The following is a 24078-nucleotide window of genomic DNA, read 5'->3' as shown; positions in this document are numbered from 1 at the left end:
TTCAGGAAGAATTCTAGCTTTTTGGTAATAACCTTTCTTTTTCAACCAGTTTTCCAACAAATAACGGATTTTTCCCAGGAAGCATTTATTTGATCAACTCCTGCTTCTTCTACATCAGTTGGCTCCAATATTACTAATTCTTTATGTTTACCGGTGCTCATATTTGGCCTTAAGGTTATTTTTTCCACATCATCCGGATTGACTTGTAGAATATCATAATGCATTTTCTTATATTCTTCGGATTCGTAAATGGGTTTTAGAAAGTTGGCATATTCGTCATATATAATTTGATAATCCCTGGTCATTGTAGTTCCATTATTTAATTAAGCATTTTGCATACTTGCTGTAGCATAAAATTCAATGCTAAAATTAGAACTACAATTGCATTAACTCAACACAGTTTTGTAAGTTGCTATGCTAAATGTTTGCAGGTAAGTGAAATGTATAGCATTTGAGGGATAAAAACATGTTTTATTACTGAGGAAAACGAAAAATGTGGGTGTGATATAGGTGATATTTTAATACATTATCTTTTAATTATTCGTGAATATTGACATACCGTATGCAGGTTACTATAATAATAATAAAAAATATGTAACCTTCAGGGACTGGTGAAATTCCGTACCGGCGGTAAGGTCTTATCCGAGCCCGCGAGCCCTAATGGGTTGATCCGGTGTAATTCCGGGGCCGACAGTAAAGTCTGGATGGAAGAAGGTTGTAAAACGATTGGGTTCATTTTGCTCCGGGCGCGGGGCTTAATGTGCTTGATGTGTTTATGCATTCCCTGAAGAAGCTCGATTTCTTCGGGGATTTTTAGTTTTCTACGCAAAAAATTAACGTAGCTAACCTGATGTTAACAGGCTAAAGAGGGTGGATAATTGAGCATTGAAGATAAGCTATACATGCAGATGGCATTGGACCTCGCGGCCAGAGCGATGGGACGTACCAGCCCTAATCCCATGGTGGGCGCCGTGGTGGTTAAAGATAACCGGGTGGTTGGCCAGGGTTATCATGCCCGGGCCGGAACGCCCCATGCTGAGATTCACGCTCTGAGGGAAGCCGGAGAACTAGCCGGAGGTGCGACCTTGTATGTGACTTTGGAGCCATGCTGCCATCATGGCCGAACCGGGCCTTGTACTGAAGCCGTCATTCAGGCGCGGGTTAGCCGGGTGGTGGTGGCTATGACCGACCCAAATCCTCTGGTGGCCGGTCAGGGTATCCAAAAGCTTAAGGACGCCGGTATCGCGGTAACTAGTGGTGTGCTGGAGTCGGACGCCTGCCGGCTTAATGAAGTGTTTATTAAATATATCACCACCCGCCTGCCTTATGTTGTTTTGAAAACCGCTATGAGTATGGATGGCAAAATAGCCACCGTCCGGGGGGAATCCCAGTGGATTACCGGGACAGCGGCCAGGGCATATGTACACCAGCTGCGGGACAGGTATGATGCCATTTTAGTGGGAGCAGGCACTGTACTGGCCGATGACCCGGCTCTCACTACCCGGTTACCGGAAGGCGGGGGTAAAGACCCAGTCCGGGTGGTGCTGGACTCCCAGGCCAGAACCCCACTTTCAGCCCGGGTGATTAACCAGCATTCGGAAGCTCCGACCATTATTGTTACAGTCCCTGGAGCACCACCGGAGCAAGTCCGAGCGTTACAGGAAGCCGGGGCCCAGGTTTTAGAAGTGCCCGGTGGAAAAGACGGCATTGATTTAGCAGTTTTGTTGCAGGAATTGGGGCAGCGTGAAATTACCAGTGTGTTAGTGGAAGGTGGTGCCCGGGTTAACGGTGCGTTTATTACCGGCCACCTGGTGGATAAAGTCTACTGGTTTATCGCCCCCAAGATTATCGGCGGTACATCCGCACCCGGACCGGTGGGCGGTCCGGGAATAGTCCACTTGCAGGATGCGCTGTCCATACAAGACATTAACTTAACCCGATGTGGGGAAGATATTTGTGTCGAAGGTTACACGGTTAAGCTTGACTAACTTGGAGCAAGTATCCCACTTAATCGTCAGGGGATACACCTTTTCAAGGAATGTCCCCATTAATGTGGGAGTACAAAGCCAATTAAGTCATGCATTTGCAGTTCAAAAGTTCAAGTGGAGTTGAATCTCCCCTTGAATTAAGAACTTGCTTCAACGGAGTGATTAAAATGTTTACCGGATTAGTGGAAGAAAAAGGGCAAATGATTGCGTTGCGCCGGGGGGCCGACTCAGCCCGTTTGAAGATCAAGGCCGGGTTGATTATGGATGGCATCCAAGTGGGCGATAGTATAGCCGTTAATGGTGTTTGTCTCACAGTTACGGCATTTGATGTGGGTTCCTTTACCGCTGATGTAATGGCCGAAACACTGGCTAAGACCAATCTGGGCATGCTGCAGCCAGGTGACAGGGTTAACCTGGAGCGTGCGCTGCGGCTGGGCGACCGGCTGGGTGGCCACTTGGTCAGCGGCCATATTGATGGGGTAGGGACCATTTCCCGCCTGGAAAAACAGGATATCGCTACTTTGATTACTATTGCTGCACCGCCGGAGGTAATGCGTTATATCGTTACCAAAGGCTCGGTGGCTGTGGATGGCACCAGCCTAACAGTGGTTGACCATAATGATGATACTTTTAGAGTGTCTTTAATTCCCCATACTTCCCACGCTACTGTTTTAGGGCAAAAGAAACCGGGGGAGCAGGTTAACCTAGAAGGTGATATGATTGGCAAATACGTGGAGCGCTGGATGGGCGCGACCGATCGCCAGGAAAACGAAGGCTCAAAAACAGGGCCGCGCGGCGTAACTGCGGACCTGCTGGCGGAACACGGATTTATCTAACCTGACTAACTTAGCGTAAGTCTCCCACATTAATTGGGGACATTCCTTGAAAAGGTGTGTCCCATGACCGTTTAAGTGGGAGTACAACGCCAACTAAGTCATGCATTGTTCTAAAATTCAGAGGAGTTAAATCTCCCCCCGAATTAAGAAATTGTTAAAATGATGATGGCTGCCTGCAATTAATTAAACGGAAGGATGAAATATAATGTTTTGCACTACCGAAGAAGCTATTGAAATCATCAGACAAGGCAAGATGTTAGTGGTGGTTGATGACGAGGATCGGGAAAATGAAGGGGATATTATTGTGGCAGCCGAAAAGGCCACCCCGGAGGTCATTAATTTTATGGCCACCCACGGCAGAGGTTTAATTTGCGTGCCCATGTCCGGGAGCAGATTGGACGAACTGGATTTACCGGCCATGGTAACACATAATACCGATGCGCATGGTACGGCCTTTACCGTTTCCGTTGACCATAAGGATACCACCACCGGCATATCCGCCCATGAACGGGCGGCCACGGTGGCTGCTTTAATAAATCCCCATACCAGGCCTGAGGATCTCCGTCGTCCAGGTCATATATTTCCTTTGCGTGCCAAAGAGGGCGGTGTGCTGCGGCGGGCCGGACACACCGAAGCATCGGTGGATTTAGTGCGGCTGGCCGGTTTGTATCCGGCAGCGGTGATTTGTGAGATAATGAAGGAAGACGGTACCATGGCCCGTATTCCGGAACTCATTGAATTTTGCCGGCTGCATGATTTAAAGTTGGCCACTATCGCCGATTTAATTGAATACCGGCGCCGGCACGAAAAGTTAATCCGCCGGGTGGATTCTGCCAATTTACCTACCAGGTATGGCAAATTTACGGCAGTAGCTTATGAGAGTCTGCTGGACAATGAAGAACATATTGCTCTGGTTAAAGGAGATCTAGCCAGTGTGGAGGCTCCGCTGGTCAGGGTGCACTCGGAATGTTTGACCGGCGATGTTTTTGGCTCTACCCGCTGCGATTGCGGTGACCAGCTGGCCACGGCTTTGGAAATTATCGAAGACGAAGGTGTCGGTGTGCTGCTGTACATGCGCCAGGAAGGACGGGGGATTGGACTGAGTAATAAGATCAGAGCCTATAAATTGCAAGATGAAGGTAAAGATACAGTGGAAGCCAACGAGGCGCTGGGTTTCCCCGCCGATTTGCGGGATTATGGTATTGGTGCCCAGATCCTGGCGGATTTAGGCTTAAACAAGATTAGATTGATGACCAATAACCCCAGAAAAATAGCCGGTCTTGAAGGACACGGTCTGCATGTGGTAGGCCGGGTGCCCATCGAGATTAGCCCCGGGCGTGAAAATAAATTCTATTTGAGTACCAAGAAACGAAAATTGGGTCATTTATTATCTGTGGAAGATGTAAATAAAAAATCATCGTAACCATTGTCTAACAACTTATTAACGTGAGGAGAGGATCTTGTTGCCTAAGTTTTATGAAGGCCACCTGGTTGGCGAGGGCTTAAAGGTAGGTATTGTTGTCGGGCGTTTTAATGAATTTATTACTAGTAAATTGCTATCCGGGGCCCTGGATGCCCTGAAACGTCACGGTGTGGCTGAGCAGGATGTGGAAGTGGCCTGGGTGCCGGGGGCTTTTGAAATTCCGATGGTAGCCCGCCGCATGGTCGACCTGGCCAAATATGACGCGGTGATTTGTCTGGGGGCAGTCATTCGTGGCGCCACTCCGCATTTTGATTTTGTCGCCGCCGAGGTGTCCAAGGGAATCGCCAAGGTAGGTCTGGATACCGGTACCCCCACCATTTATGGTGTGGTTACCACTGATACAATTGAACAGGCGATTGAGCGGGCAGGAACAAAAGCGGGCAATAAAGGCTGGGATGCTGCCGTAACCGCTATTGAAATGGCCAATTTAAACAAAACCTTTGGGTCGTAATCTGCCATAGCCGCCCTGCCGCTAAACTGACCAAGCGTTGCCGGTGCCTGAACGAACAGGAGCCGGCAGCGCAATATAACTCGTGAGTTACATAAAAAAGTTATTAACTAAAAGTAAAAAACGGCTTACGCCGTTTTGTTGTTTTACCTTTAGTTGTTGAATATTAAATGGCCCGCTGTACCTTCCCGCTACGGAGGCACCTGGTACAAACCATAATTCTACGCGGTGAGCCATTTACAATAGCTTTTACCCTTTGCAGATTGGGTGCCCAGGTTCTTTTGGTGCGGATGTGGGAGTGGCTGATTTGCATACCGACAGCAACACCTTTACCACAAATTTCGCATTTCCTGGCCATAGTCAACACCTCCTCCTTTACAACACTTATTTATTCTATCAGATATCGGCAAGCTGTGCAAGAAAAGCTTAACCGGTGAAGTTTACTATGCAAAGACATTAAATGCTGGGGAGTAATGCGCAATGAGTAATTGGGAAGCCGGAGATCCTTATACTATCCAGGTTCAATACGTGAAAATGGTTGGACCCCGAAGAGCAGAGCAGCTGGCCCGGCTGAAATTGTTTACTTTGCATGACCTGCTGTATCATTTCCCCAGAGAATATTTAGACCGCAGTCAGCTGCGCTCACCTTTTGACCTGTCTTCTGGGGATAACGTAACTGTGCTGGGCCGGGTGCTCAGCTGTCAGGAAAACCGGACCCGCAAAAATCTAACCATCACCAAGGCAGCGTTGGAAGGTGACCGGGGTGTTTTCTATGCCGTTTGGTTTAACCGGTTGCACTTGAAAAAAGCATTAAAACCGGGCACTCAGTTGTATATCAGCGGCAAATTAAAAAGGAACTTTGGCCATCTTGAGGTGCAGGTACAGGACTACGAAATCATCACCGGTGAAGGTGATGCAATACATGCCGGGCGCATTGTGCCGGTTTATCACACCACCAGCGGAATTACCCAGCGGATGCTGCGCACCTTTATGCACGCTGCCCTGGAACAATGGCAGCACAGCTACCGGGAATTCTTGCCCAGCCAGGTGCTGGAGCAGGTGGGTTTAATGGCCTTGCCCGAGGCCTTAAAGCAGGTACACTTTCCGGACAGCCATGCTTTAGCCGAACAGGCCAGGCGGCGCTTTATTTTTGAAGAGCTGTTTTTATTTCAACTGCAGCTTGCTCTGCTGCGCCACCAGATCGTGCGGGTGGAAAAGCAGCACCGATATGGCCCGGACAGCAGGCTGACCCGGCAATACCTGGCTGGCTTAAAATTCACCTTAACTACCGCCCAGAGCCGGGTGGTGGGTGAAATTATGGCCGACATGGCCAGTCTCCACCCTATGAACAGGCTGCTGCAGGGTGATGTGGGCTCGGGCAAGACGGTGGTAGCCGTGCTAACCCTGCTCAAAGCGGTGGAAAACGGCATGCAGGGGGCGCTCATGGCGCCCACCGAGGTGCTGGCTGAGCAGCATTACCTGGCCATGGATAACGCTTTAGCCCCCCTGGGTGTGCGAGTAGCTCTGTTCAGCGGCGGCCTGCCTGCCCGGGAGCGCCGCGCCCTGCTGGAACAGCTTGCGGCAGGGGAAGTGGCCATTGCGGTAGGCACGCAAGCGCTGTTACATGAAGATGTGGTTTTTAAAAAACTGGCCGTGGTGGTTATAGATGAGCAGCACCGCTTTGGGGTGAGACAGCGGGGCATTTTGCAGAAAAAAGGCGTGTATCCCGATTTATTGATTATGACCGCTACACCGATACCGCGCACCTTGTCCATGACCGTTTACGGTGATTTAGATGTATCGGTAATTGATGCTCTGCCTCCCGGCAGGCAGCCAGTGCGTACTTATTTTGTTGCACCCGAAGAACTGCCTAGGGTTTTTACATTTGTAGCCCAACAGGTTAGTAAGGGACACCAGGCTTATGTGGTCTGCCCGCTGGTGGAGGAGTCGGAAAAAGTGGACCTACAGGCAGCTGTGGATTTATATGAACAGCTTGCTGTAGGGGCACTGCATAGGTGCCGGGTAGCGTTACTGCATGGACGCATGAAAAGAGCCGACAAGGAAGTGATTATGCAGCAATTCAGAGCCGGTCGGCTGGATGTGCTGGTCAGCACCACTGTGATTGAAGTGGGGGTGGACGTGCCTAATGCCAGTGTGATGGTCATTGTCGACGCTGACCGGTTTGGCCTTGCCCAGCTGCACCAGCTTCGAGGCCGGGTGGGGCGTGGCGCCGAGCAGGCGCATTGTATATTAGCAGCCCGTTTACGCTCCCGGGAGGCAGCGGAGCGTATTAAAGCTATGAAGACCAGTCAGGACGGGTTTTACCTTGCGGAAAAAGATTTACAGATACGGGGACCTGGCGATATGGCCGGGGTTAGACAATCCGGCCTGCCCGAATTTAGGCTGGCTAATTTGCTCCGGGACCGGGAGTTGCTCAGGGAGGCCCGCCGTCAGGCCAGAGCTTTAATTAGCGCTGATCCCGACTTTAGGACCGGGGAATATCATTTGCTGCGGCTTGCTTTGGAACGCTTTAATCAAGAGGGGAGCAGTTATCTACATATCGGTTAAAAAAAACGATTATATTTTTTACGCAAACAAAACCAGTCTGCACAAAATGTACCGCTCATAGATAAGCGCAAAAATCACATACTAGTTCCATCAACAATAAGGAGGTGTCAAGCATGGCTCAAAATCGTAACAGAAAGCTAATACCTTCTCAGGGTATGGAACAATTTAAATGGGAAACTGCCGGTGAACTGGGCGTACAGGTTCCACAGGGTGGTTACATGGGTGACCTGCCTTCCCGGGTTAATGGAGCGATTGGCGGCAATATGGTTAAGAAAATGGTTGCTGCTTATGAACAGAGTTTGGCCCAGGGACAGCAACCGGCTACCCCACAGGTTACCAACCAGCAGCCTACCCCCTAATGGTTAAGATTAAGATTGCAAGTATCAAGTTTCATGTCGCGTAAATAAAAAATTAGGCCTCTGTCAGGTGGCTGGTCCGAGTTTAGTTTAAGTTTGGTCGCCTGGCAGAGGGCAAAACACAAGCGGTAAGGCGCTTGTTTTTTCTTTTCCGGGCTAGTGCAGGTAATACCCGTAATCCTCCGGGCTGATGCCGGGATGCATAGCCATATTAATGGCGCCGGCAATAATTTGAGCGGTATCCTCAATTAAAATGTCAATTTCCTTGGGAGTGACCGTGAGGTTGCTGCCAAAAGGTTCCAGTACATTTTTGATGGCTGAGCTGGCATCTCCGGGCTGGCCTCCGGTGCTATTAATGTACTTTTCGATGGCATCCTGAGCGATAATCGCCGCGTGGGTCACTGTGGGCACGCCAATGGCAATAACACGTACACCCATGGTTTCCTGGTTAATGCCGGCCCGTTTATTGCCGATACCCGAGCCCGGGTTGATTCCGGTGTCGGCCACCTGAATGGTGGTAGCTATACGGTCGACGCTGCGGGCGGCTAGCGAGTCAATGGCTATGATTAACGAAGGACGTGTTTTTTCCACCACTCCGCGGACTATTTCAGCGGTTTCGATACCGGTAGTGCCCAGTACCCCAGGGGCCAAAGCACTAACAGGTCGCATGCCGCCCTGGAGTTCCTGGGGCGCATAATTATATAGATGCCTGGTGACCAGACACTGGTCGACAACTTTAGGCCCCAACGCATCCGGCGTGGCGTTCCAGTTACCCAGTCCAATTACCAGAACGTTTAATTCCATGGGCAGATTAATCAGATTTTTTAATTGCTCAGCCAGAATTTCAGCTACTTCCCGGTGCGCCTGCTGGTTATTTTCCTTAATCACCGGTGCCTCGATAGTTATGTATTTACCCACTGGTTTGCCCATAATTGTCTGGGCGTTCTGGTCTTCAATATGCACCGTGGTTACGGTGGCGTGATCATAAGTATCTTTGTCCACTCGCACGCCCGGAATTTCCTGTCCGGTTTCCCCACGGATAATTTCCCTGGCCTCCAGCGCTAGATCCAATGATATATTCATCGCGTTTAAAAATTTGCTGTCGAGCACTGTTTATTCACCCTTTTTCTACGTATCTAAAGATGAGTTTTTGTAAAGCCTGATGGTAAAGTCAGTTTTTATTCTCTACTTGTCAATTATATTTACCCTTATCAATAATTATATGCAGTTTTTTTGATGATTCTGACTTTAAATTATTTGCTTCAAACTTTTTATGATATAATTAATAAGATTTGATGGAAAGGTAGGATAGTTTTGCGAGTAATTGCCGGAATTGCCAAAAAAAGGCGATTAAAATCGCCTGGTAAACTTCCGGTTAGGCCTACGTCGGACCGGGTTAAAGAAGCCTTGTTTAGTATCCTCGGCAGCCGGTTGACTGCCAGCAGCTTTGCGGATCTGTATGCCGGCACTGGCAATGTGGGCATAGAAGCGTTGAGCCGCGGGGCCGCCAAGGTTTTATTTGTGGAAAAAGACTCCCGGGTTCTACGTATCCTTAAGGATAACTTGGCTATTACCGGGCTAAGCGGGAGCGCCGAGGTTGTGCTGGGCGATGTTGATACAGCCTTGGCTGCGGCCATGCGCAAACAAGATACTTATGATATTGTATTTGCAGACCCGCCATACCGGCAGGGACTGGCGGCAGGTGTGTTGAATACTCTAAATCAATTTCCTGTATTGCGTTTAGATGGCTTAATTATTATAGAAATTGGGGCAGATGAAGAGATGCCTGACCATGCAGGCCTGTATCAACAGCAGCGCCGGCTTAAATATGGCGATACAGCCCTGGTTTTTTATCAACAGCATTAGGAAAGGTTTAATAACCTGATATTCTGAGGTGGGCAAAAGTCTTGCGAGTAGCAATTTATCCGGGCAGTTTCGATCCAGTTACCTATGGACACCTGGACATAATTGAACGTACGGCAATAATGTTTGATAGGTTAATTGTGGCTGTATCGTCAAATATATGTAAAAACCCGCTTTTTACTACAGAAGAACGGATGGACATGATTAGAGAAGTAACCCGGCCATATTACAATGTGGTTGTGGACCACTTTCATGGGTTGACAGTTGAATACGCTAAACAAAAGAACGCCCAGGTAATTATCAGAGGCTTGAGAGCTTTATCAGACTTTGAAACTGAATTTATGATGGCTTTGACCAATAAAAGCTTGCAGTCTTCAGTAGAAACTGTTTTTCTAATGACCAGGGCTGAATATTCTTATATCAGCTCCAGCGCAGTCAAAGAAGTGATCACTTTTGGCGGTAATGTGAATAAATTAGTGCCGCCAGTAATCCGGGAAAGGTTGGAGGAAAAATTTAGAAACCGTTAGGGAGGTGCCTGTTTTGGATTTATTTAATGTGATCAATGAAATGGAAGAATTAATTGAAAGCAGTCCCAAAGTTCCCATGACTAAACGGGTTTTAGTAGATGAAGACAGGTTACTTGATTATTTAGATCAGATCAGGGCATCCTTGCCGGAAGAGTTGCGTCAAGCCAAGTGGGTTCTGCAGGAAAGGGATAAGGTAATCACTGACTCCAAACGCGAAGCTGTGCGCATTATCGAGGATGCCCAAATGCAGCTGGAAAAAAAGGCGGTGGACTCGGAAGTTACCCGTAAGGCACAAGAAATAGGCGAAGAAATTCGCCAGCGCAGTGAAGAAGTGGCAAGGCAAATCAAGCAGGGAGCAATAGATTATGCTGATGAAATTTTAGCCGAACTGGAGGAAAGCATAAATAGCATCCTGGTCCAGGTACAGGTCAACCGGTCTGAATTAAAAGGTTCTCCCAAGGAATAAGGAATAGCATACAAGCATACATAGCATTGCCAGGGGATCGCCGGAGCTAAAATTTTATCCGGTGATCCCTTTGTATAAATGAAGCAATAGCGTGATAAAAAACACCAATCAAGGTTAGAAATATTAGAATAAACGTCATGGCCAGCAATAAATGCAACGAAAAAACCCAGGTATGAAATTGGGACCAGGTAATCACAGGGGCGACAACCGGTACGGTTGAAAGGCTGACCGTGCTAATTGGTTGATAAAAAAGCCAGGTCAAAAAAGCAGCTAGCATGGCGTGGGTGATCCGGGTAGCCACAAAAACTCCCATGCGCAGGTCAGTCTGAGCTATCATACTGGCCACCTGGGCGTGGATTGAAAGACCACTCCAGCCCAGAATCATTCCCACTGCCATCAACTGCTGCAGCTCTGTGGCCGCTGCCTCCGAGGCTAATTTATTGCCAATTGTCATTTCAAATAAGCCACTAGCCAGAGCGATTAAAATATCGGGTGCAAAGCCCAGGGGACCTAGTATCAGGCCTATCACGGCGGCGATTCGTGCGATGATTCCAACTTCATTAAGCAACTGTATAATGACGGCAAATAAAATAATAAAACCACCGATATTAATCAGCTTAGTGATTGATGATGCCACCGATTCACCCAATAATTTACCCAGGGGCTGCTGTTCGGCCCGCTGGTGCTGCAGCAGGGCGTTAAAGGCGCTGCGCACCGACCAGAAACCACCTGTTGTCAGCGGCTGGGTCCGCTCGTTGCGCCCGTAAAAGCGCAGCGCCAAACCGAGCAGAAGATTGGCCAGGTAATGTGAGCCGGCGATAACTAAGCCCAGCTCGGGCTTGCCAAACATGCCTACAGACACAGCTGTCAGCATGAATAATGGACTCGAATTATTTGTGAAACTCATTAGCTGCTCGCCTTCCACCCTGGTGCATAAGCCTTGCTGGCGCAGCTGGGCGGTGACCATGCCGCCAATAGGAAAACCGGAAGTAAAACCAACTACCATTACAAAGGCACCGCTGCCCGGTACATTAAATAAGGGTCTCATAATGGGCTCCAGCAAGACTCCTAAGAATTTAACAAAACCTAAGCGCATCAATATTTCAGCGGAAATAAAAAACGGTAGCAATGAAGGAAAGACATAGTTCCACCAAGTTTTTAGTCCCATGGTAGCACCCTGGAACACATCCTTGGGATGGGTAATCATTGCCACCATAAATAATAAAGCGAGAGCTGTCCACAGCAGTGAGGCAGGAATTTTTTTTTTCGAATGCTGCCTAAACAATTTTGAACCCCCTTGCAAGTGAGACCTTTTATAGATTTATGTGCAAATGCCTGCCCTGATTACTAATTCAACTTATTATTACTAATAAGTGTTTCGTTTGGCGATTTTACCATTTATAGAATTGTAAATTGATAATAAGTGCATTAATTGTTCAATTAAAAATGGGTTGATATGGTGATGGTGAAACCGGTTGCCCCTTGACAAATAACCTCCATATTTTATATAATTTTACCTGTTGAACTATGGAGGGGTGTATATGCCCTTTTTAAATGTTGAGCGTTTGAAAAAGGTTAAAGGTGAACGCCGGAAGGTAACTTTTACGGACTCATTACCTGCGTTGCTGCTTGATGACAACGAGTTTATCTTCGTGGAACCGGCGCAGTTTGCACTTACCTTAACCAATGTGGGCAATAGTGCAATTAATGTCGAAGGGGAAGTGCAGGTTGCCCTGAAAGTACCATGTAACCGCTGTTTGCAGAATTTTGTACTAAACCTGAATCTTCCTTTTAGTGAAACCTATTACGAAAAAAATCAGCCAACCCACAGTGGTCAAACTGAAGAATGGATAGCCTATTCAGGTGATGTCATCAATATTACGCCGGAGGTAATGACAACAGTTATTATGAACCTGCCCATGCGGTTTATTTGTAGTGAACAGTGCCAGGGCTTATGTCCTGTATGTGGTGTGGATCTAAACCAGGAGCAGTGCAGCTGCATTCAACAGGATATTGATCCGCGCCTGGCTAAACTACAAGAATTAATGAAGTCATAAATAAAAGGGGGTGGATGAAGTATGGGTGTACCAGCGAGGAGAGTATCCAAGCAAAAAAAACGGCAGCGCAGGGCACATTGGAAAATTGACGCCCCCGAGCTGACAAACTGCCCGCAATGCCATGAACTGATGGCACCGCACCGGGTTTGTCCCAGTTGTGGTTACTATAAGGGAAGAGAAGTAGTGGCTGTAAAATAAAACAAAATTTTCCGAAATAAGCTCTAAATAGGGCTTATTTTTTTACACCCAAACAGGTTGCTTTTTTTTCCCAGTTTTGATATACTCTGATTTGATACCTGGTGCTAAAGTTACAGGTACTATGGTAAGGTGTTTGATAATGGGTAGAAGCAATGTTGTAAAATCTGAACGACACAGTTTATTAATGAGGTATCTGACAAACAACCCATTTTTAACCGATGAGGAATTGGCCCAACTGCTGGGAGTAAGTATTCAAACTGTCAGGCTGGACCGGGCGGAACTGGAGATTCCCGAGATGCGGGAGCGCGTCAAAAAAATGGCCCGGGGAGCCTATCCCAAACTGAGAGCCATTGAGGATCATGAGGTAGTGGGTGAGTTGGTTGGCTTGGAAATTGGCCAAGAGGGCATGTCCATGCTTAAAGTTACCGAGGATATGACCTTGCGCAAGACTAGGGTACTGGATGGGCAGTATTTATTTGCTCAGGCTAACTCACTGGCCCTGGCCATGATTGATACCGAAGTGGCGCTTACCGGTACCTCAAAGGTCAGCTTTAAAAGACCGGTTTTCCAGGGCGAAAAAGTAGTCGCCCGGGCGCGAGTCACACGAAGAAAAAACAATAAATATATGATTAGAGTCAGTTCCCATGTTCAGGAAGAATTAGTGTTTCAAGGAAAATTTTTAGTGTTTGACCTATCCGAGGAGGTAAACCGGCTTGAAAATAGCCATTGATGCTATGGGTGGCGATTATGCCCCCCGGGAAATTGTGCGGGGTGCTTGGCAAGCTTACCAGGATACCGGGCAGCAAATTATCTTGGTCGGGAACCGCAGTATCTTAATAAATGAATTAAAAATGCTGGGTGATAACTGCGCCGGTTTAGAGATTGTACATGCCGATGAGGTAATTGCCATGGATGATGCACCTGCCGTGGCGGTGAGGCGCAAAAAAAACTCCTCGATGGTGATGGCTGCTGAGCTGGTCAGGAATGGTCAGGCCAGCGCGTTTGTTTCTGCCGGTAGTACCGGTGCTACAATGGCTGCAGCGTTGCTGCACATGGGACGCATTCCGGGCATTGCCCGACCGGCTGTGGCCAGTGTGATGCCCACGGAAGGCGGAGTGACCGTATTGCTAGATGTGGGTGCCAATGTGGATTGCAAACCTAAACATCTGGTGCAATTCGCAATCATGGGATCTCTTTTTGCCCATAAGATTTTAGGCATTGAAAATCCCCGGGTGGGTCTTTTGAACGTAGGCGAGGAAAGCACCAAGGGAAATGAACTGACTCAGGAAACTTACCCGCTGTTGCGTGAGGCGTCGCTGAATTTTTATGGTAACGTAGAAGGCCGGGATATTTTCAAGGGTATCGTTGATGTGGTAGTATGTGATGGGTTTATTGGTAATGTGGTTTTAAAAACCAGCGAAGGTTTGGCTGACTTTTTAATGAAATTGATCAGTCAGGCTATACGGCAGAGTAATCTGGCTAAAATTGGCGCTGTTTTGACATTACCAGCTCTAAAAAAATTAAGCAAAAAGTTAAGTTATTCTGAATACGGCGGTGCGCCGCTACTGGGCATTAATGGGGTAGCCATTGTTTGCCACGGTAGCTCCAAAGCGCTGGCCATTAAAAACGCCGTATACCGGGCACGGGAATCCGTTGAAAATGGGCTGATCAGCGCCATCAGCGATAGCTTTAACAATAATGAGCACAAGGTGGGGTAAGCCGATGGCAGTTGAAACAATTCGCGCTGGTATTGTGGGCATTGGTACTTATGCTCCGGAACGGATATTAACTAATTTTGATTTAACTAAAACCCTGGAAACCAGTGACGAGTGGATTTTTTCGCGTTCAGGTATTCGTGAAAGACGAATCGCGGCCGATCATGAGGCCACATCCGACCTGGCTGTAATTGCCTGCCAAAGGGCGCTGGAGGATGCCGGTGTGCTTCCTGAAGAAGTAGATTTGATAATTACGGCTACCAACACACCTGATATGCTTTTCCCCGCCACCGCCTGTTTGGTGCAAGACAGGCTGGGTGCTACTCAGGCTGGGGCATTTGATTTGCTGGCAGGATGCACCGGGTTTATCTATGGTGGGGTTGTCGGGGCGCAGTTTATTTCCGCCGGAACGGCTAAAACTGTTCTGGTTGTCGGCGCGGAAACCATGTCACGGGTAATTAACTGGAGAGACCGCAACACCTGTGTGCTTTTTGGCGATGGCGCCGGTGCCGTAGTGATGCGCCAGGTACCTCACGATCGGGGTATTTTATCTTCTATGCTGGGTTCCGATGGCAGCGGCGGCAAATTTCTCGATATGCCGGCAGGTGGTTCCCGCCTGCCGTCGAGCAGCGAAACGATAGCGCAAGAATTAAATTATTTGCGCATGAATGGCCGGGAAGTGTTTAAATTTGCGGTGCGGGCAATGGAGAACGGCGCTGTCGAGGTGCTGCGCCGTGCAGGGTTAACCAACGATGATGTGGATTTTTTAGTACCGCACCAGGCGAACATTCGGATTATCGAGTATGCAGCTAAAAAGATGAAACTTCCTATGGAACGAGTAGCTGTCAACGTAGACCGTTATGGCAACACATCCACAGCCTCTGTTCCGCTGGCCTTAGAAGAAGCGATAAAGGGCGGTAAAATAAAAGACGGCGACAATGTGGTCCTCATTGGTTTTGGTGCGGGACTTACTTGGGCCGGCCTGCTGATTAAGTGGTATGATGCTAAAAGCAGGGGTAGGAGGGAATAGGTATAAGGACACGCGTATGCGATTTACTGGGCATAAAGTATCCTATATTGCAGGGTGGGATGGCCTGGGTAGCCACCGCTGAGCTGGTTGCCGCCGTAAGCGAGGCCGGTGGGTTGGGGATTATCGGCTCAGGCCAGGCCACACCCCAGTGGGTGCGGAAGCAGGTGCACAAGGTCAAGGAGTTGACCGGTAAACCCTTTGGGGTTAATGTCATGCTGCTTTCGCCTTACGCGGAGGAAATTATCAACCTGCTGGCGGAAGAGAGGGTAGCGGTGGTGACCACCGGAGCCGGCAACCCGGGCAAGTATTTAAATTTACTGCATAGCGCTGGAAGCAAAGTAATCCCGGTGGTCTCCTCGGTAGCTTTGGCGAAAAGGTTGTCCCGTTCAGGAGTGGATGCGCTGATAGCAGAAGGTATGGAATCCGGCGGACATGTGGGCGAGATAACCACTATGGTGCTGGTGCCCCAGGTCGTGGATGCCGTTAAAGTACCGGTGATTGCCGCCGGTGGTATTTGCGACGGCCGTGGGATGGCCGCAGCTTTGATGCTGGGGGCGGAGGGCGTGCAAATGGGTACTCGCTTTATTTGTGCTTCTGAATGTACTGTCCATGAAAATGTTAAGGATGCGATCATTAAGTCCAAGGACCGGGATTCTATTGTTACCGGGCGGCCTACGGGTCATCCCGTCAGGGTGCTAAAAAACAAACTCACTAAAAAATTTATCGAGTTTGAAGAAACCGGCGCGCCTGCGGAAGAATATGAGAAGTTGGGCGTAGGGCGTATGAAACTTGCTATGGTTGATGGCGACATTGATATGGGTTCGGTCATGGCCGGGCAGGTATCTGCTATGGTGCAGAAAGTTGAGCCCGCCCGGGATATTATTAATAGTGTTATAAATGAGGCAGAAAGAACTATTCGTTTAACTTATAGCAGCAAGGTGGTGGATTAATGATGTTGGCTTATGTGTTCCCTGGCCAGGGCTCACAATTTGTGGGTATGGGTAAAGATTGGTATGATAGATATGATTTTGTCCGTGAAATATTTGATACAGCCGATCAGGCGTTGGGTTTTTCCCTTACAGAGCTGATTTTCCAGGGCCCGGCAGAGGAGTTGCAAAAAACAGCTAATACACAACCCGCTATTTTAACCGCCAGTGTCGCTATGCTACAGGTGCTCAATAAGGCCGGTATCCGGCCGGCGGCAGCTGCAGGGCATAGCTTGGGCGAGTACACCGCGCTGGTGGCGGCTGGAACCCTGACGTTTTGCGATGCGGTGCGGTTGGTACGGCTGCGCGGGAAATTTATGCAAGAAGCCGTCCCCCTGGGCCAGGGTGGGATGATGGCAGTGCTGGGACTGGATGCTGACAAAGTGGTGGAAGGCTGCCGATTGGCTGCCGAGGCCGGCATAGTAGAGGCTGCCAATTTTAACTCCCCGGGACAAGTGGTGGTGGCTGGAGAAATTAGTGCACTGAAAAAAGCACAGGAAACCCTGAAAAGCTTGGGCGCGAAGCGCTGCATGATGTTACCGGTGAGCGCTCCTTTCCACAGCAGTCTGATGACCCCGGCTGGTGAAAGGCTGGCGGTTGAGCTGGCCAAGGTAGAAATCAAAAACCCGGAGATCCCGGTGTTGGCTAATATCAATGCGGATTATTATACCACTGCGGAGCAGGTACGGGACGGACTGATCCGCCAGGTTTCCAACCCGGTATTATGGGAACAAAGCATACGCCGGTTCGTCGCCGACGGCTATCGAATGTTTGTAGAAATCGGGCCTGGCAATGTATTGGCCGGTCTGCTGAAAAAGATTGACAAATCAAGCGGAATCATTAATATAAACGGTGAAGGGGATCCGGAACCGCTGATTACACGCCTGAAGGAGGCATAAGCAGATGGATCTGGGCGGTAAAGTTGCCGTGGTTACCGGAGCTTCTCGGGGCATTGGCCGGGCAGTAGCCGTGACCTTAGCCGGGCTGGGCGCCCACATAATAGTGAATTATGCCGGCCATGTCGAGGGGGCTAAGGAAACGTCCATGCTGGTGCGTGATCTGGGGGTAAGAGCGCTGATACACCAGGCCGATGTAGCCAACCAGGAGCAGGTGGACACCATGATGCAGCAGGCGTTGCAGGAATTTGGGCGTATCGATATACTGGTTAATAATGCCGGTATTACCCGTGATAACCTCCTGCCCCGGATGCGTGAGCAGGACTGGGATGCGGTACTGGATATCAATTTAAAGGGAGCTTACCATTGCACCAAGGCGGCACTGCGGCCTATGCTCAAAGCGCGCTGGGGCCGCATCATCAATATTAGCTCAGTGGTGGGCTTGTCCGGTAACGCAGGCCAGAGCAATTACGCGGCTGCTAAAGCAGGCCTTATTGGTTTTACTAAAGCTCTGGCCAAAGAATTTGGCACCCGCAATATCACAGTCAATGCTGTGGCACCAGGCTATATTTCCACGGATATGACAGCGGATTTTTCGGAAGAGAATAAAACCCAGCTGTTGAGCGGTGTACCGCTGGGCCGGTTGGGCACTACGGAAGATGTAGCAACGGCAGTAGCTTTTCTGGCCAGTGAATGGGCTGGTTATATAACTGGACAAGTTATTGTTGTAGATGGCGGTATGTCCATGTAAATAAGTGGGAGGGGGTGAAATAATGGCAGATGTTTTTGAGCGGGTTAAGGATATTATTGTTGAACAATTGGGTGTAGAACCTGAGGATGTAAAACCAGAAGCATCCTTTGTTGATGACCTGGGAGCGGATTCTCTGGATATAGTGGAATTGGTTATGGCTTTGGAGGAAACATTCGACCTGCAGATCCCGGATGAAGATGCAGAAAAGATACACAAGGTGGGCGAAGCTGTACAATACGTGTTGGATCATCAGTAAAGTGAAAAGCCCCGCCGGTTCACCGGTGGGCTTTTTTCAAGTCATATATATATACCCATTTATTTCAATTTATAACCCCGGGAGGTTTTGTGTTGTTTAAAAGAGTAGTAATTACCGGTATCGGGGTGGTAACTCCGGTAGGTAACAACCTGGAGAATTTTTGGGAAAATTTAACCAGCGGCATCAGCGGCGTGGGTCCGATTACTCGGTTTGATACCACAGGATATAGTAGTACTATTGCGGCCGAAGTGAAGGATTTTAAGCCGGCTGATTATATTGACCGCAAAGAGGCCCGCCGAATGGATCGCTTTACCCAGTATGCCGTAGCGGCTAGCCGTATGGCCATCGAAAACGCCGGGCTGGATCTGGCTGCCATTGATCGTGTTCGGGCCGGCGTAATTTTAGGTTCCGGCGTAGGTGGTATCGAAACCTTGGAAGAACAGCACAAGGTGCTTATGGATCGCGGCCCTGGCCGGGTGAGCCCGATATTTATCCCAATGATGATTGCCAATATGGCTTCCGGCCAGGTGGGCATAAATTTCGGTTTGCGCGGCTGCAACGTGACTACCACCAGCGCCTGTGCTTCCAGCGCCAATGCCCTGGGGGATGCCTTTAAAATCATCCAGCGCGGGCAGGCTGATTTAATGATTAGCGGGGGCACTGAAGCACCGCTAACCCCGCTGGCCGTGGCCGGCTTTTGCTCCATGAAGGCCCTTTCCACCCGCAATGATGACCCGGCGGGGGCTAGCCGTCCCTTTGACAAAGGTCGTGACGGCTTTGTTATCGCTGAGGGCTCTGTTATCTTGATTCTGGAAGAAATGGAGCATGCCTTAAACAGGGGTGCTCAGATCCTGGCTGAAATTACCGGTTACGGCGCCTCCTGCGACGCTTATCATATCACTGCACCCGATCCCGAAGGCAAGGGTGCTGCGCAGTCCATGCGGGCGGCTTTGGCGGATGCGGGGCTTGCCCCGGAAAAGGTGGATTATATTAACGCGCACGGCACTTCCACAGATTTGGGTGATAAGCTAGAGACAATGGCCATCAAAGAAGTATTTGGCGAACATGCCCGCAAACTGGCTGTCAGCTCCACCAAGTCCATGACCGGACACCTGCTGGGCGCGGCCGGCGGCCTGGAAACTGCGGTATGTGTGCTGGCCATTAAAAATAGCTTAATTCCTCCAACCATTAACCTAAACGAGCCGGATCCTGAATGTGATCTGGACTATGTGCCCAACACAGCCCGCAAGACTGATCTAGCTGTGACCTTGACCAACTCCTTTGGCTTTGGCGGTCATAACGCGACTCTGGTGATAGAAAGGTATGTTGCGGAAAGGGATAGCTAAGATGGAGCGTTTTACTGATATAGTTAAAGATTTGCAAACCAAATTGCACTACGCCTGGCGCAATCCGGAACTTTTGCGCCTGGCGTTGGTGCACAGCTCTTTTACTTATGAGAACAGAGGCCGGGAAGAGCAAAATAATGAACGGCTCGAGTTTTTAGGTGACGCCGTTCTGGAATTGGTTATAAGCGATTATTATTACAACCAGTTACCCCACAAGTCAGAAGGCGAGCTAACTAAAATGCGTGCCCTGACGGTATGTGAACCATCTCTGGCCACGGTAGCCCGTCGCCTGGAATTGGGGCGTTATATTTTTATGGGACGGGGCGAAGAGCGCTCCGGCGGACGGGAAAGACCTGCTTTACTGGCGGACGCCTTTGAAGCCCTGCTGGGTTCTGTTTACCTGGATGCGGGCTTTGAAGAGGCCCGCCGGGTGGCGCTGCAGCAGCTTGCCGATATTATTGAAGAGGTAAAATCAGGTCATACTGTGCGTGATTATAAAACCGACCTGCAGGAAATGCTTCAGCGGAAAAGCGCCGATCCTATCCAGTACTCGATTATTGACGAAGAAGGCCCCGACCATGATAAAATCTTTACTGCAGCGGTAGACTACCAAGGTAAAAGAATGGGTTGGGGCCGCGGCCGGACGAAAAAAGAAGCGGAACAGCAGGCGGCCAAGATGGCTCTGATCAATTACGCGCCCAAGATTCTTTAACCGTGCAGTAGCGTGATGGCACAGGATTAACCGGGAGGTTTATCAATGGGATTTTTCGGTAGATTAAAGGAAAGCCTGAGCAAGACCAGAAAAAACTTTGTTGAAAAAATTGATTCTATTGTCACCGGCCGCAAGGTAATTGATGAAGAACTATATGAGGAGCTGGAAGAAGCCCTGATCCAGGCGGATGTCGGCATTGATGCTTCGCTGGAACTAGTTGAAAATTTACGGGCTGAGGTTAAATCACGGCGGATCAGCAACCCGGAAGACCTGTATACCGTGCTCAAGGAGTTGATCCAGGATATTTTGGGCGTTGCATCCACCGATATTAATATTAACAGCGCCCAGCCGGCCGTCATTATGGTGGTGGGGGTCAATGGCGTGGGCAAGACGACTACCATTGGTAAGCTGGCCCATTATTTTAAGGCCAACGGCAAAAGTGTACTCCTCAGCGCTGCAGATACCTTCCGGGCGGCTGCTATTGACCAGCTGGAAATATGGGGTAACCGGGTGGGAGTGGCGGTAATTAAGCATTCCGAGGGCTCTGATCCCGCCGCAGTGGCATTTGATTCGATGCACGCCGCCCAGGCCAGGAAAATTGACGTGCTGATAGTGGACACCGCTGGCCGGTTACACACTAAAAGCAATTTGATGGAAGAATTAAAAAAAGTACACAGGGTGATAGGCCGGGAAATGCCGGACGCCCCCCACGAAGTTTTGCTAGTGCTGGACGCTACCACAGGACAGAACGCCATTAGTCAGGCCCGCCTTTTTAAGGAGGCCGTGGGAGTAACAGGGATCGCTCTGACTAAATTGGACGGTACTGCCAAGGGCGGAGTTGTGATTGCTATAAAACAGGGTTTAGATATTCCTATTAAGATGATCGGTGTTGGGGAAGGCATTGACGATTTGCGTCCCTTTGACGCCCGGGAATTTGTGGATGCCCTCTTTGCCAGAGATAATAAACCAGCGGAGCAGTAGGTTGTATTAAATCATCGACTAAGGACACGAGACGCTGCAAGGCGTCTTTTTCTTGGACCGGACATTCTGTAAGTAATATTGGAAGCTTATCTCACAATAATAAGGGGATAGCCATTCTTCAGGCTATCCCCATTGCTGCTTCCATTCAATCCCTTATAATCTAACCAGCAATTCTTTGCCGATGTCATATTTATAGCTTTTAATCAGCTGTGATTTATGATCATAAAAACTAATGGTAACGGTTGTGGGCTCAACATCAGCCAGGCGATAAAATTCTGCGGCGATCTTTTCACAGATGCCGACCACATTATCTTTAATGTCATCGCTTTTCATTACATCCCAGGGGCTGGTGATAAAATATTTTAAGGCCGCTAAATCAACGGTAATTTCATCATTCTCGGCGTAGTTAATAAAAACAACCGCGAAAGTGATACCGCCGATATCAAATCTATCGCCGTCTACTTTAGCCTCAACTTCAAACACATCATTCACCGAAAGGTCGTTATAATTTCCCGCCAGGTCGCCGGCTCCTTTTTTAACATATCTAATCACCGTGTCATTGTTGTGGGTATTGATAATTTCGCACTTAACGACAGTCTGCTTGGCTAACTTGTTGTGGATATCGCGGATCAGGTAATTCAACCAATTTTTGATATAATTTTTCTCTAAATCATCCCACTCATCCGCATAAGTGACCAGGTTCACATAGACCTTCACCTCGGCCCGGTCAGCACCGCCGTCCAGCGTGAGTTTTTCCACCGGTATATATTTAATGGCGGCATGATGGCTCAACAGGTAGCTTTCTAGTTCGGACTGGGCGGCTTGAGCAGTTTCGCCATCATCTTCCTGTTCTAAATCGACCTGAATTCTGGCCATAATGGCAGCCATTTCGCCCCTGGTGATGCCATTCTGGGGTAGGAATTTATTGCCAGGTGTACCATTAATATAGCCTGCCTGGTACATAGCTATAATGTATTTTAAATCATCCTCGTCGATCATTGAACTATCCGCAAAGGTTGGACTGGCGTATTTAACCGGCTCCAACAAACCCTTGGCCTCCAGCGCTTTGGCCAACGCCAAACAGGTTTGCAACCGGGTGGCCGGCTGGTCAGGCTGGAACTGGTCCAGGCTGATTATTTTTAAAGCGACAGCTTGCTGCACCGCAGTTTTAGCCCAGCCAGGCACTGCCTGCAGCTGGATACTGTCCGTAGCCTCGCCGGCAGTGCCATTGAGTTCCACCAATCTCATCAGCAGAGTAATCATCTCTGCTTGGCTTGCGTTTTTGTGCGGTCTGAAACTGCCGTCAGTGTAGCCGCTGATCAGCCCTACATCTGCCATCTGCTGAATGGAAGCACTGCACCAAAGATTTGCAGCATCCTTAAACTTGTTACCCATCATCTGAATTTCGCTGTCTGCAATGGTCTTGTCCTGGCTCCCTGCCTTTGCTGCATTGTCCGGCACGGCCCAGGCAGCACTTATCGATGATGTTATAAGCAGCAGTCCTGTGATCAGGAATAGCGTGATCCTTTTCAAGTGTCAAACCTCCCTTTTGGCTTTATTGATGCAAATCCGGAACAATACCAAGCCCCCAGGCAGTATAAGCGGCTCATGGATAAAGCTTAGCCGGTTTTTTTTGCCCTTATGCTATGCAGGAGTTTGGTAGACTTCTATATGATTATTTTACCACAATTGCTAATTAAAAGAGTAATAATTATCAGGCTTTCGCTGCGTTGAATACTATGGATAACAAATGCAAAAGGCGGAGCAAACATCTCCCCCTGGGAATATAAGCAAGGACAATCTTAGGTCGGTCATGGCGCTTTGGCCAGATTACGGGCTATTCCAGGTACAGCCAGGTGTAAAAAGAAAATCCGGTAGACAGGAACTGGTTAATTAAGCCAGTGTTCTGCCTAGCGGATTTTTATACCGGGCAAAGTTTTCCATCAAGTAGTAAAGCCCTAAAGCGTGTGGTGCCCTAGGCGGTCCTCGCTTTGTCTATCTGCATCTAATTCAAGACTGCTGTTTAAGCAAGTTCTTTATAGATGTGTACGAGCAGCTCCCCATCCAGGACATCATTATCCTTCTCTTGTACGAACTCAGGTAATTTCTCTTTAACGACCTGAAAATGAGGAGACTGTCTGTGGGCTTCTAAAGCTTCCTCATTGATATATTGTCCGACAATCATTACTTCCAAAGGATTTTCTGAGGAAACATATGGCGTGTACTTTATACAACCTTGTTCATTTTCCTGGGTCTCTTTAGCCAGGGATATAAGAACTTCATTCATCAACCGTTCCATGCCCGGTTTAGCGATTACTTTGGCAATAGCTGTAATCATATAAATGCCCCTCCCCAAAATAGTTACATACTTAGCATACTACAAAAAAAGATAAAACCTTATTTTCTAAATATAAAAACTTTATATGCGGGCAATACACCCATTATGATTCAACCATAGGTAGCAACTGAAATCTATGGTAAGCTTGTTGGGAATCGCAGCTGAGATTTATTTATGAATTTAATTCCAATGACCCCTAAATCGCGGCAGGATTACCGTTATTTTAGCATTGTTCGGTTTTGGCGGCTCGGGTGATGATGAAAATGAACCGGCTTGA

At 48.7% G+C, this 24078-nt stretch carries 26 protein-coding genes, 1 pseudogene and 1 riboswitch; of the genes and pseudogenes, 21 read left to right on the top strand and 6 right to left on the bottom strand.

All coding sequences use genetic code 11. The annotated features are described in order from the left end of the window. Positions 1-41: 41 nt before the first annotated feature. Positions 42-311, bottom strand: a pseudogene (locus SPSYN_RS02315) (DUF6449 domain-containing protein); the annotation flags it as partial. Positions 312-593: 282 nt separating this feature from the next. After that, a riboswitch (FMN riboswitch) is annotated at positions 594-720 on the top strand. A 164-nt stretch (positions 721-884) separates the two neighbouring features. Between SPSYN_RS02315 and ribD the strand changes: the two are divergent. From ribD to ribH, 4 genes are all read left to right on the top strand, one after another. After that, positions 885-1988: a bifunctional diaminohydroxyphosphoribosylaminopyrimidine deaminase/5-amino-6-(5-phosphoribosylamino)uracil reductase RibD gene (gene ribD / locus SPSYN_RS02310; protein ID WP_423828270.1), complete on the top strand. Its 1104-nt coding sequence runs from the start codon at positions 885-887 to the stop codon at positions 1986-1988. A gap of 167 nt (positions 1989-2155) precedes the next feature. Continuing rightward, entirely contained in the window at positions 2156-2824 is a 669-nt protein-coding gene (locus SPSYN_RS02305) for a riboflavin synthase (protein WP_161820874.1), read from the top strand. A 205-nt stretch (positions 2825-3029) separates the two neighbouring features. Continuing rightward, on the top strand, positions 3030-4247 hold the full coding sequence (locus SPSYN_RS02300) for a bifunctional 3,4-dihydroxy-2-butanone-4-phosphate synthase/GTP cyclohydrolase II (RefSeq protein WP_161820873.1): 1218 nt from the start codon (positions 3030-3032) through the stop codon (positions 4245-4247). A 40-nt stretch (positions 4248-4287) separates the two neighbouring features. Next, positions 4288-4758 (top strand): 6,7-dimethyl-8-ribityllumazine synthase, encoded by a 471-nt coding sequence (gene ribH / locus SPSYN_RS02295; protein WP_161820872.1) that lies wholly within the window; start codon positions 4288-4290, stop codon positions 4756-4758. A gap of 163 nt (positions 4759-4921) precedes the next feature. On the opposite strand, the gene rpmB is transcribed toward ribH, so the two are convergent. Further along, the gene (gene rpmB / locus SPSYN_RS02290) at positions 4922-5113 is read right to left on the bottom strand and encodes a 50S ribosomal protein L28 (protein WP_161820871.1); all 192 of its coding nucleotides are present in this window, start codon (positions 5111-5113) and stop codon (positions 4922-4924) included. A 122-nt stretch (positions 5114-5235) separates the two neighbouring features. On the opposite strand from rpmB, the gene recG reads away from it, so the two are divergent. Together recG and SPSYN_RS02280 are read left to right on the top strand one after the other, a co-directional pair. Continuing rightward, the gene (recG, locus tag SPSYN_RS02285) at positions 5236-7323 is read left to right on the top strand and encodes an ATP-dependent DNA helicase RecG (RefSeq protein ID WP_161820870.1); all 2088 of its coding nucleotides are present in this window, start codon (positions 5236-5238) and stop codon (positions 7321-7323) included. Between the two features lie 113 nt (positions 7324-7436). After that, positions 7437-7682, top strand: a complete 246-nt coding sequence (locus SPSYN_RS02280; protein WP_161820869.1) for an alpha/beta-type small acid-soluble spore protein — start codon at positions 7437-7439, stop codon at positions 7680-7682. A 153-nt stretch (positions 7683-7835) separates the two neighbouring features. On the opposite strand, the gene gpr is transcribed toward SPSYN_RS02280, so the two are convergent. Then, positions 7836-8762 (bottom strand): GPR endopeptidase, encoded by a 927-nt coding sequence (gpr, locus tag SPSYN_RS02275; RefSeq protein WP_161820946.1) that lies wholly within the window; start codon positions 8760-8762, stop codon positions 7836-7838. Positions 8763-8993: 231 nt separating this feature from the next. Here gpr and rsmD point away from each other — a divergent pair, with 231 nt between their 5' ends. Genes rsmD through SPSYN_RS02260 form a run of 3 tightly spaced genes read left to right on the top strand, consistent with a single transcriptional unit; the run spans position 8994 to position 10535 of the window. Then, positions 8994-9545 (top strand): 16S rRNA (guanine(966)-N(2))-methyltransferase RsmD, encoded by a 552-nt coding sequence (gene rsmD / locus SPSYN_RS02270; RefSeq protein WP_161820868.1) that lies wholly within the window; start codon positions 8994-8996, stop codon positions 9543-9545. Between the two features lie 41 nt (positions 9546-9586). Further along, positions 9587-10069, top strand: a complete 483-nt coding sequence (coaD, locus tag SPSYN_RS02265; RefSeq protein WP_161820867.1) for a pantetheine-phosphate adenylyltransferase — start codon at positions 9587-9589, stop codon at positions 10067-10069. Between the two features lie 13 nt (positions 10070-10082). Beyond that, complete coding sequence (locus SPSYN_RS02260) at positions 10083-10535, top strand: ATPase (protein ID WP_161820866.1); 453 nt, start codon at positions 10083-10085, stop codon at positions 10533-10535. A gap of 46 nt (positions 10536-10581) precedes the next feature. Here the strand turns inward: SPSYN_RS02260 and ylbJ are convergent, their stop codons facing one another. Beyond that, the gene (ylbJ, locus tag SPSYN_RS02255) at positions 10582-11820 is read right to left on the bottom strand and encodes a sporulation integral membrane protein YlbJ (protein ID WP_243152875.1); all 1239 of its coding nucleotides are present in this window, start codon (positions 11818-11820) and stop codon (positions 10582-10584) included. 256 nt (positions 11821-12076) lie between these two features. On the opposite strand from ylbJ, the gene SPSYN_RS02250 reads away from it, so the two are divergent. The 12 genes from SPSYN_RS02250 (at position 12077) to ftsY (ending at position 21463) form a co-directional block, all read left to right on the top strand. Beyond that, the gene (locus tag SPSYN_RS02250; protein WP_161820865.1) at positions 12077-12592 is read left to right on the top strand and encodes a YceD family protein; all 516 of its coding nucleotides are present in this window, start codon (positions 12077-12079) and stop codon (positions 12590-12592) included. A gap of 21 nt (positions 12593-12613) precedes the next feature. After that, entirely contained in the window at positions 12614-12790 is a 177-nt protein-coding gene (rpmF, locus tag SPSYN_RS02245; RefSeq protein WP_161820864.1) for a 50S ribosomal protein L32, read from the top strand. Positions 12791-12929: 139 nt separating this feature from the next. Further along, positions 12930-13520, top strand: a complete 591-nt coding sequence (gene fapR, locus SPSYN_RS02240) for a transcription factor FapR (protein WP_161820863.1) — start codon at positions 12930-12932, stop codon at positions 13518-13520. After that, positions 13504-14508 carry a phosphate acyltransferase PlsX gene (plsX, locus tag SPSYN_RS02235; RefSeq protein ID WP_161820862.1) on the top strand — a complete coding sequence of 335 codons (1005 nt, stop codon included), beginning with the start codon at positions 13504-13506 and terminating at the stop codon, positions 14506-14508. The genes fapR and plsX overlap by 17 nt, the downstream gene beginning before the upstream one ends. Before the next feature lie 4 nt (positions 14509-14512). Further along, complete coding sequence (locus tag SPSYN_RS02230; RefSeq protein WP_161820861.1) at positions 14513-15535, top strand: beta-ketoacyl-ACP synthase III; 1023 nt, start codon at positions 14513-14515, stop codon at positions 15533-15535. Between the two features lie 2 nt (positions 15536-15537). Continuing rightward, positions 15538-16485, top strand: a complete 948-nt coding sequence (fabK, locus tag SPSYN_RS02225) for an enoyl-[acyl-carrier-protein] reductase FabK (RefSeq protein ID WP_423828269.1) — start codon at positions 15538-15540, stop codon at positions 16483-16485. Continuing rightward, positions 16485-17420 (top strand): ACP S-malonyltransferase, encoded by a 936-nt coding sequence (gene fabD, locus SPSYN_RS02220; RefSeq protein WP_161820860.1) that lies wholly within the window; start codon positions 16485-16487, stop codon positions 17418-17420. The genes fabK and fabD overlap by 1 nt, the downstream gene beginning before the upstream one ends. A 4-nt stretch (positions 17421-17424) precedes the next feature. Further along, positions 17425-18168: a 3-oxoacyl-[acyl-carrier-protein] reductase gene (fabG, locus tag SPSYN_RS02215; protein ID WP_161820859.1), complete on the top strand. Its 744-nt coding sequence runs from the start codon at positions 17425-17427 to the stop codon at positions 18166-18168. A 22-nt stretch (positions 18169-18190) separates the two neighbouring features. Beyond that, positions 18191-18424 (top strand): acyl carrier protein, encoded by a 234-nt coding sequence (gene acpP / locus SPSYN_RS02210; RefSeq protein ID WP_161820858.1) that lies wholly within the window; start codon positions 18191-18193, stop codon positions 18422-18424. A 92-nt stretch (positions 18425-18516) separates the two neighbouring features. Further along, complete coding sequence (fabF, locus tag SPSYN_RS02205) at positions 18517-19770, top strand: beta-ketoacyl-ACP synthase II (RefSeq protein WP_161820857.1); 1254 nt, start codon at positions 18517-18519, stop codon at positions 19768-19770. Then, on the top strand, positions 19748-20482 hold the full coding sequence (rnc, locus tag SPSYN_RS02200) for a ribonuclease III (protein WP_243152873.1): 735 nt from the start codon (positions 19748-19750) through the stop codon (positions 20480-20482). The genes fabF and rnc overlap by 23 nt, the downstream gene beginning before the upstream one ends. 45 nt (positions 20483-20527) lie before the next feature. After that, entirely contained in the window at positions 20528-21463 is a 936-nt protein-coding gene (gene ftsY / locus SPSYN_RS02195; RefSeq protein ID WP_161820856.1) for a signal recognition particle-docking protein FtsY, read from the top strand. A gap of 153 nt (positions 21464-21616) precedes the next feature. Here the strand turns inward: ftsY and SPSYN_RS02190 are convergent, their stop codons facing one another. Next, the gene (locus tag SPSYN_RS02190) at positions 21617-22996 is read right to left on the bottom strand and encodes an S-layer homology domain-containing protein (protein WP_161820855.1); all 1380 of its coding nucleotides are present in this window, start codon (positions 22994-22996) and stop codon (positions 21617-21619) included. 490 nt (positions 22997-23486) lie between these two features. Further along, positions 23487-23801 (bottom strand): putative quinol monooxygenase, encoded by a 315-nt coding sequence (locus SPSYN_RS02185; RefSeq protein WP_161820854.1) that lies wholly within the window; start codon positions 23799-23801, stop codon positions 23487-23489. Positions 23802-24078 lie beyond the last annotated feature (277 nt).

The organism is Sporotomaculum syntrophicum (assembly GCF_009932395.1).
In the GTDB taxonomy this organism is placed as follows: domain Bacteria; phylum Bacillota; class Desulfotomaculia; order Desulfotomaculales; family Desulfallaceae; genus Sporotomaculum; species Sporotomaculum syntrophicum.
Note: the sequence above shows the minus strand (reverse complement) of the source record. Positions and strands in the feature narration are given on the sequence as shown.

Bases quoted from the DNA above. Each gene is read 5' to 3' on its own strand.
- SPSYN_RS02305 (WP_161820874.1), top strand. From the start codon at position 2,156: ATGTTTACCGGATTAGTGGAAGAAAAAGGGCAAATGATTGCGTTGCGC.
- SPSYN_RS02300 (WP_161820873.1), top strand. From the start codon at position 3,030: ATGTTTTGCACTACCGAAGAAGCTATTGAAATCATCAGACAAGGCAAG.
- rpmB (WP_161820871.1), bottom strand. From the start codon at position 5,113: ATGGCCAGGAAATGCGAAATTTGTGGTAAAGGTGTTGCTGTCGGTATG.
- recG (WP_161820870.1), top strand. From the start codon at position 5,236: ATGAGTAATTGGGAAGCCGGAGATCCTTATACTATCCAGGTTCAATAC.
- SPSYN_RS02280 (WP_161820869.1), top strand. From the start codon at position 7,437: ATGGCTCAAAATCGTAACAGAAAGCTAATACCTTCTCAGGGTATGGAA.
- gpr (WP_161820946.1), bottom strand. From the start codon at position 8,762: ATGAATATATCATTGGATCTAGCGCTGGAGGCCAGGGAAATTATCCGT.
- SPSYN_RS02250 (WP_161820865.1), top strand. From the start codon at position 12,077: ATGCCCTTTTTAAATGTTGAGCGTTTGAAAAAGGTTAAAGGTGAACGC.
- rpmF (WP_161820864.1), top strand. From the start codon at position 12,614: ATGGGTGTACCAGCGAGGAGAGTATCCAAGCAAAAAAAACGGCAGCGC.
- fapR (WP_161820863.1), top strand. From the start codon at position 12,930: ATGGGTAGAAGCAATGTTGTAAAATCTGAACGACACAGTTTATTAATG.
- SPSYN_RS02230 (WP_161820861.1), top strand. From the start codon at position 14,513: ATGGCAGTTGAAACAATTCGCGCTGGTATTGTGGGCATTGGTACTTAT.
- fabD (WP_161820860.1), top strand. From the start codon at position 16,485: ATGATGTTGGCTTATGTGTTCCCTGGCCAGGGCTCACAATTTGTGGGT.
- fabG (WP_161820859.1), top strand. From the start codon at position 17,425: ATGGATCTGGGCGGTAAAGTTGCCGTGGTTACCGGAGCTTCTCGGGGC.
- acpP (WP_161820858.1), top strand. From the start codon at position 18,191: ATGGCAGATGTTTTTGAGCGGGTTAAGGATATTATTGTTGAACAATTG.
- rnc (WP_243152873.1), top strand. From the start codon at position 19,748: ATGTTGCGGAAAGGGATAGCTAAGATGGAGCGTTTTACTGATATAGTT.
- ftsY (WP_161820856.1), top strand. From the start codon at position 20,528: ATGGGATTTTTCGGTAGATTAAAGGAAAGCCTGAGCAAGACCAGAAAA.
- SPSYN_RS02185 (WP_161820854.1), bottom strand. From the start codon at position 23,801: ATGATTACAGCTATTGCCAAAGTAATCGCTAAACCGGGCATGGAACGG.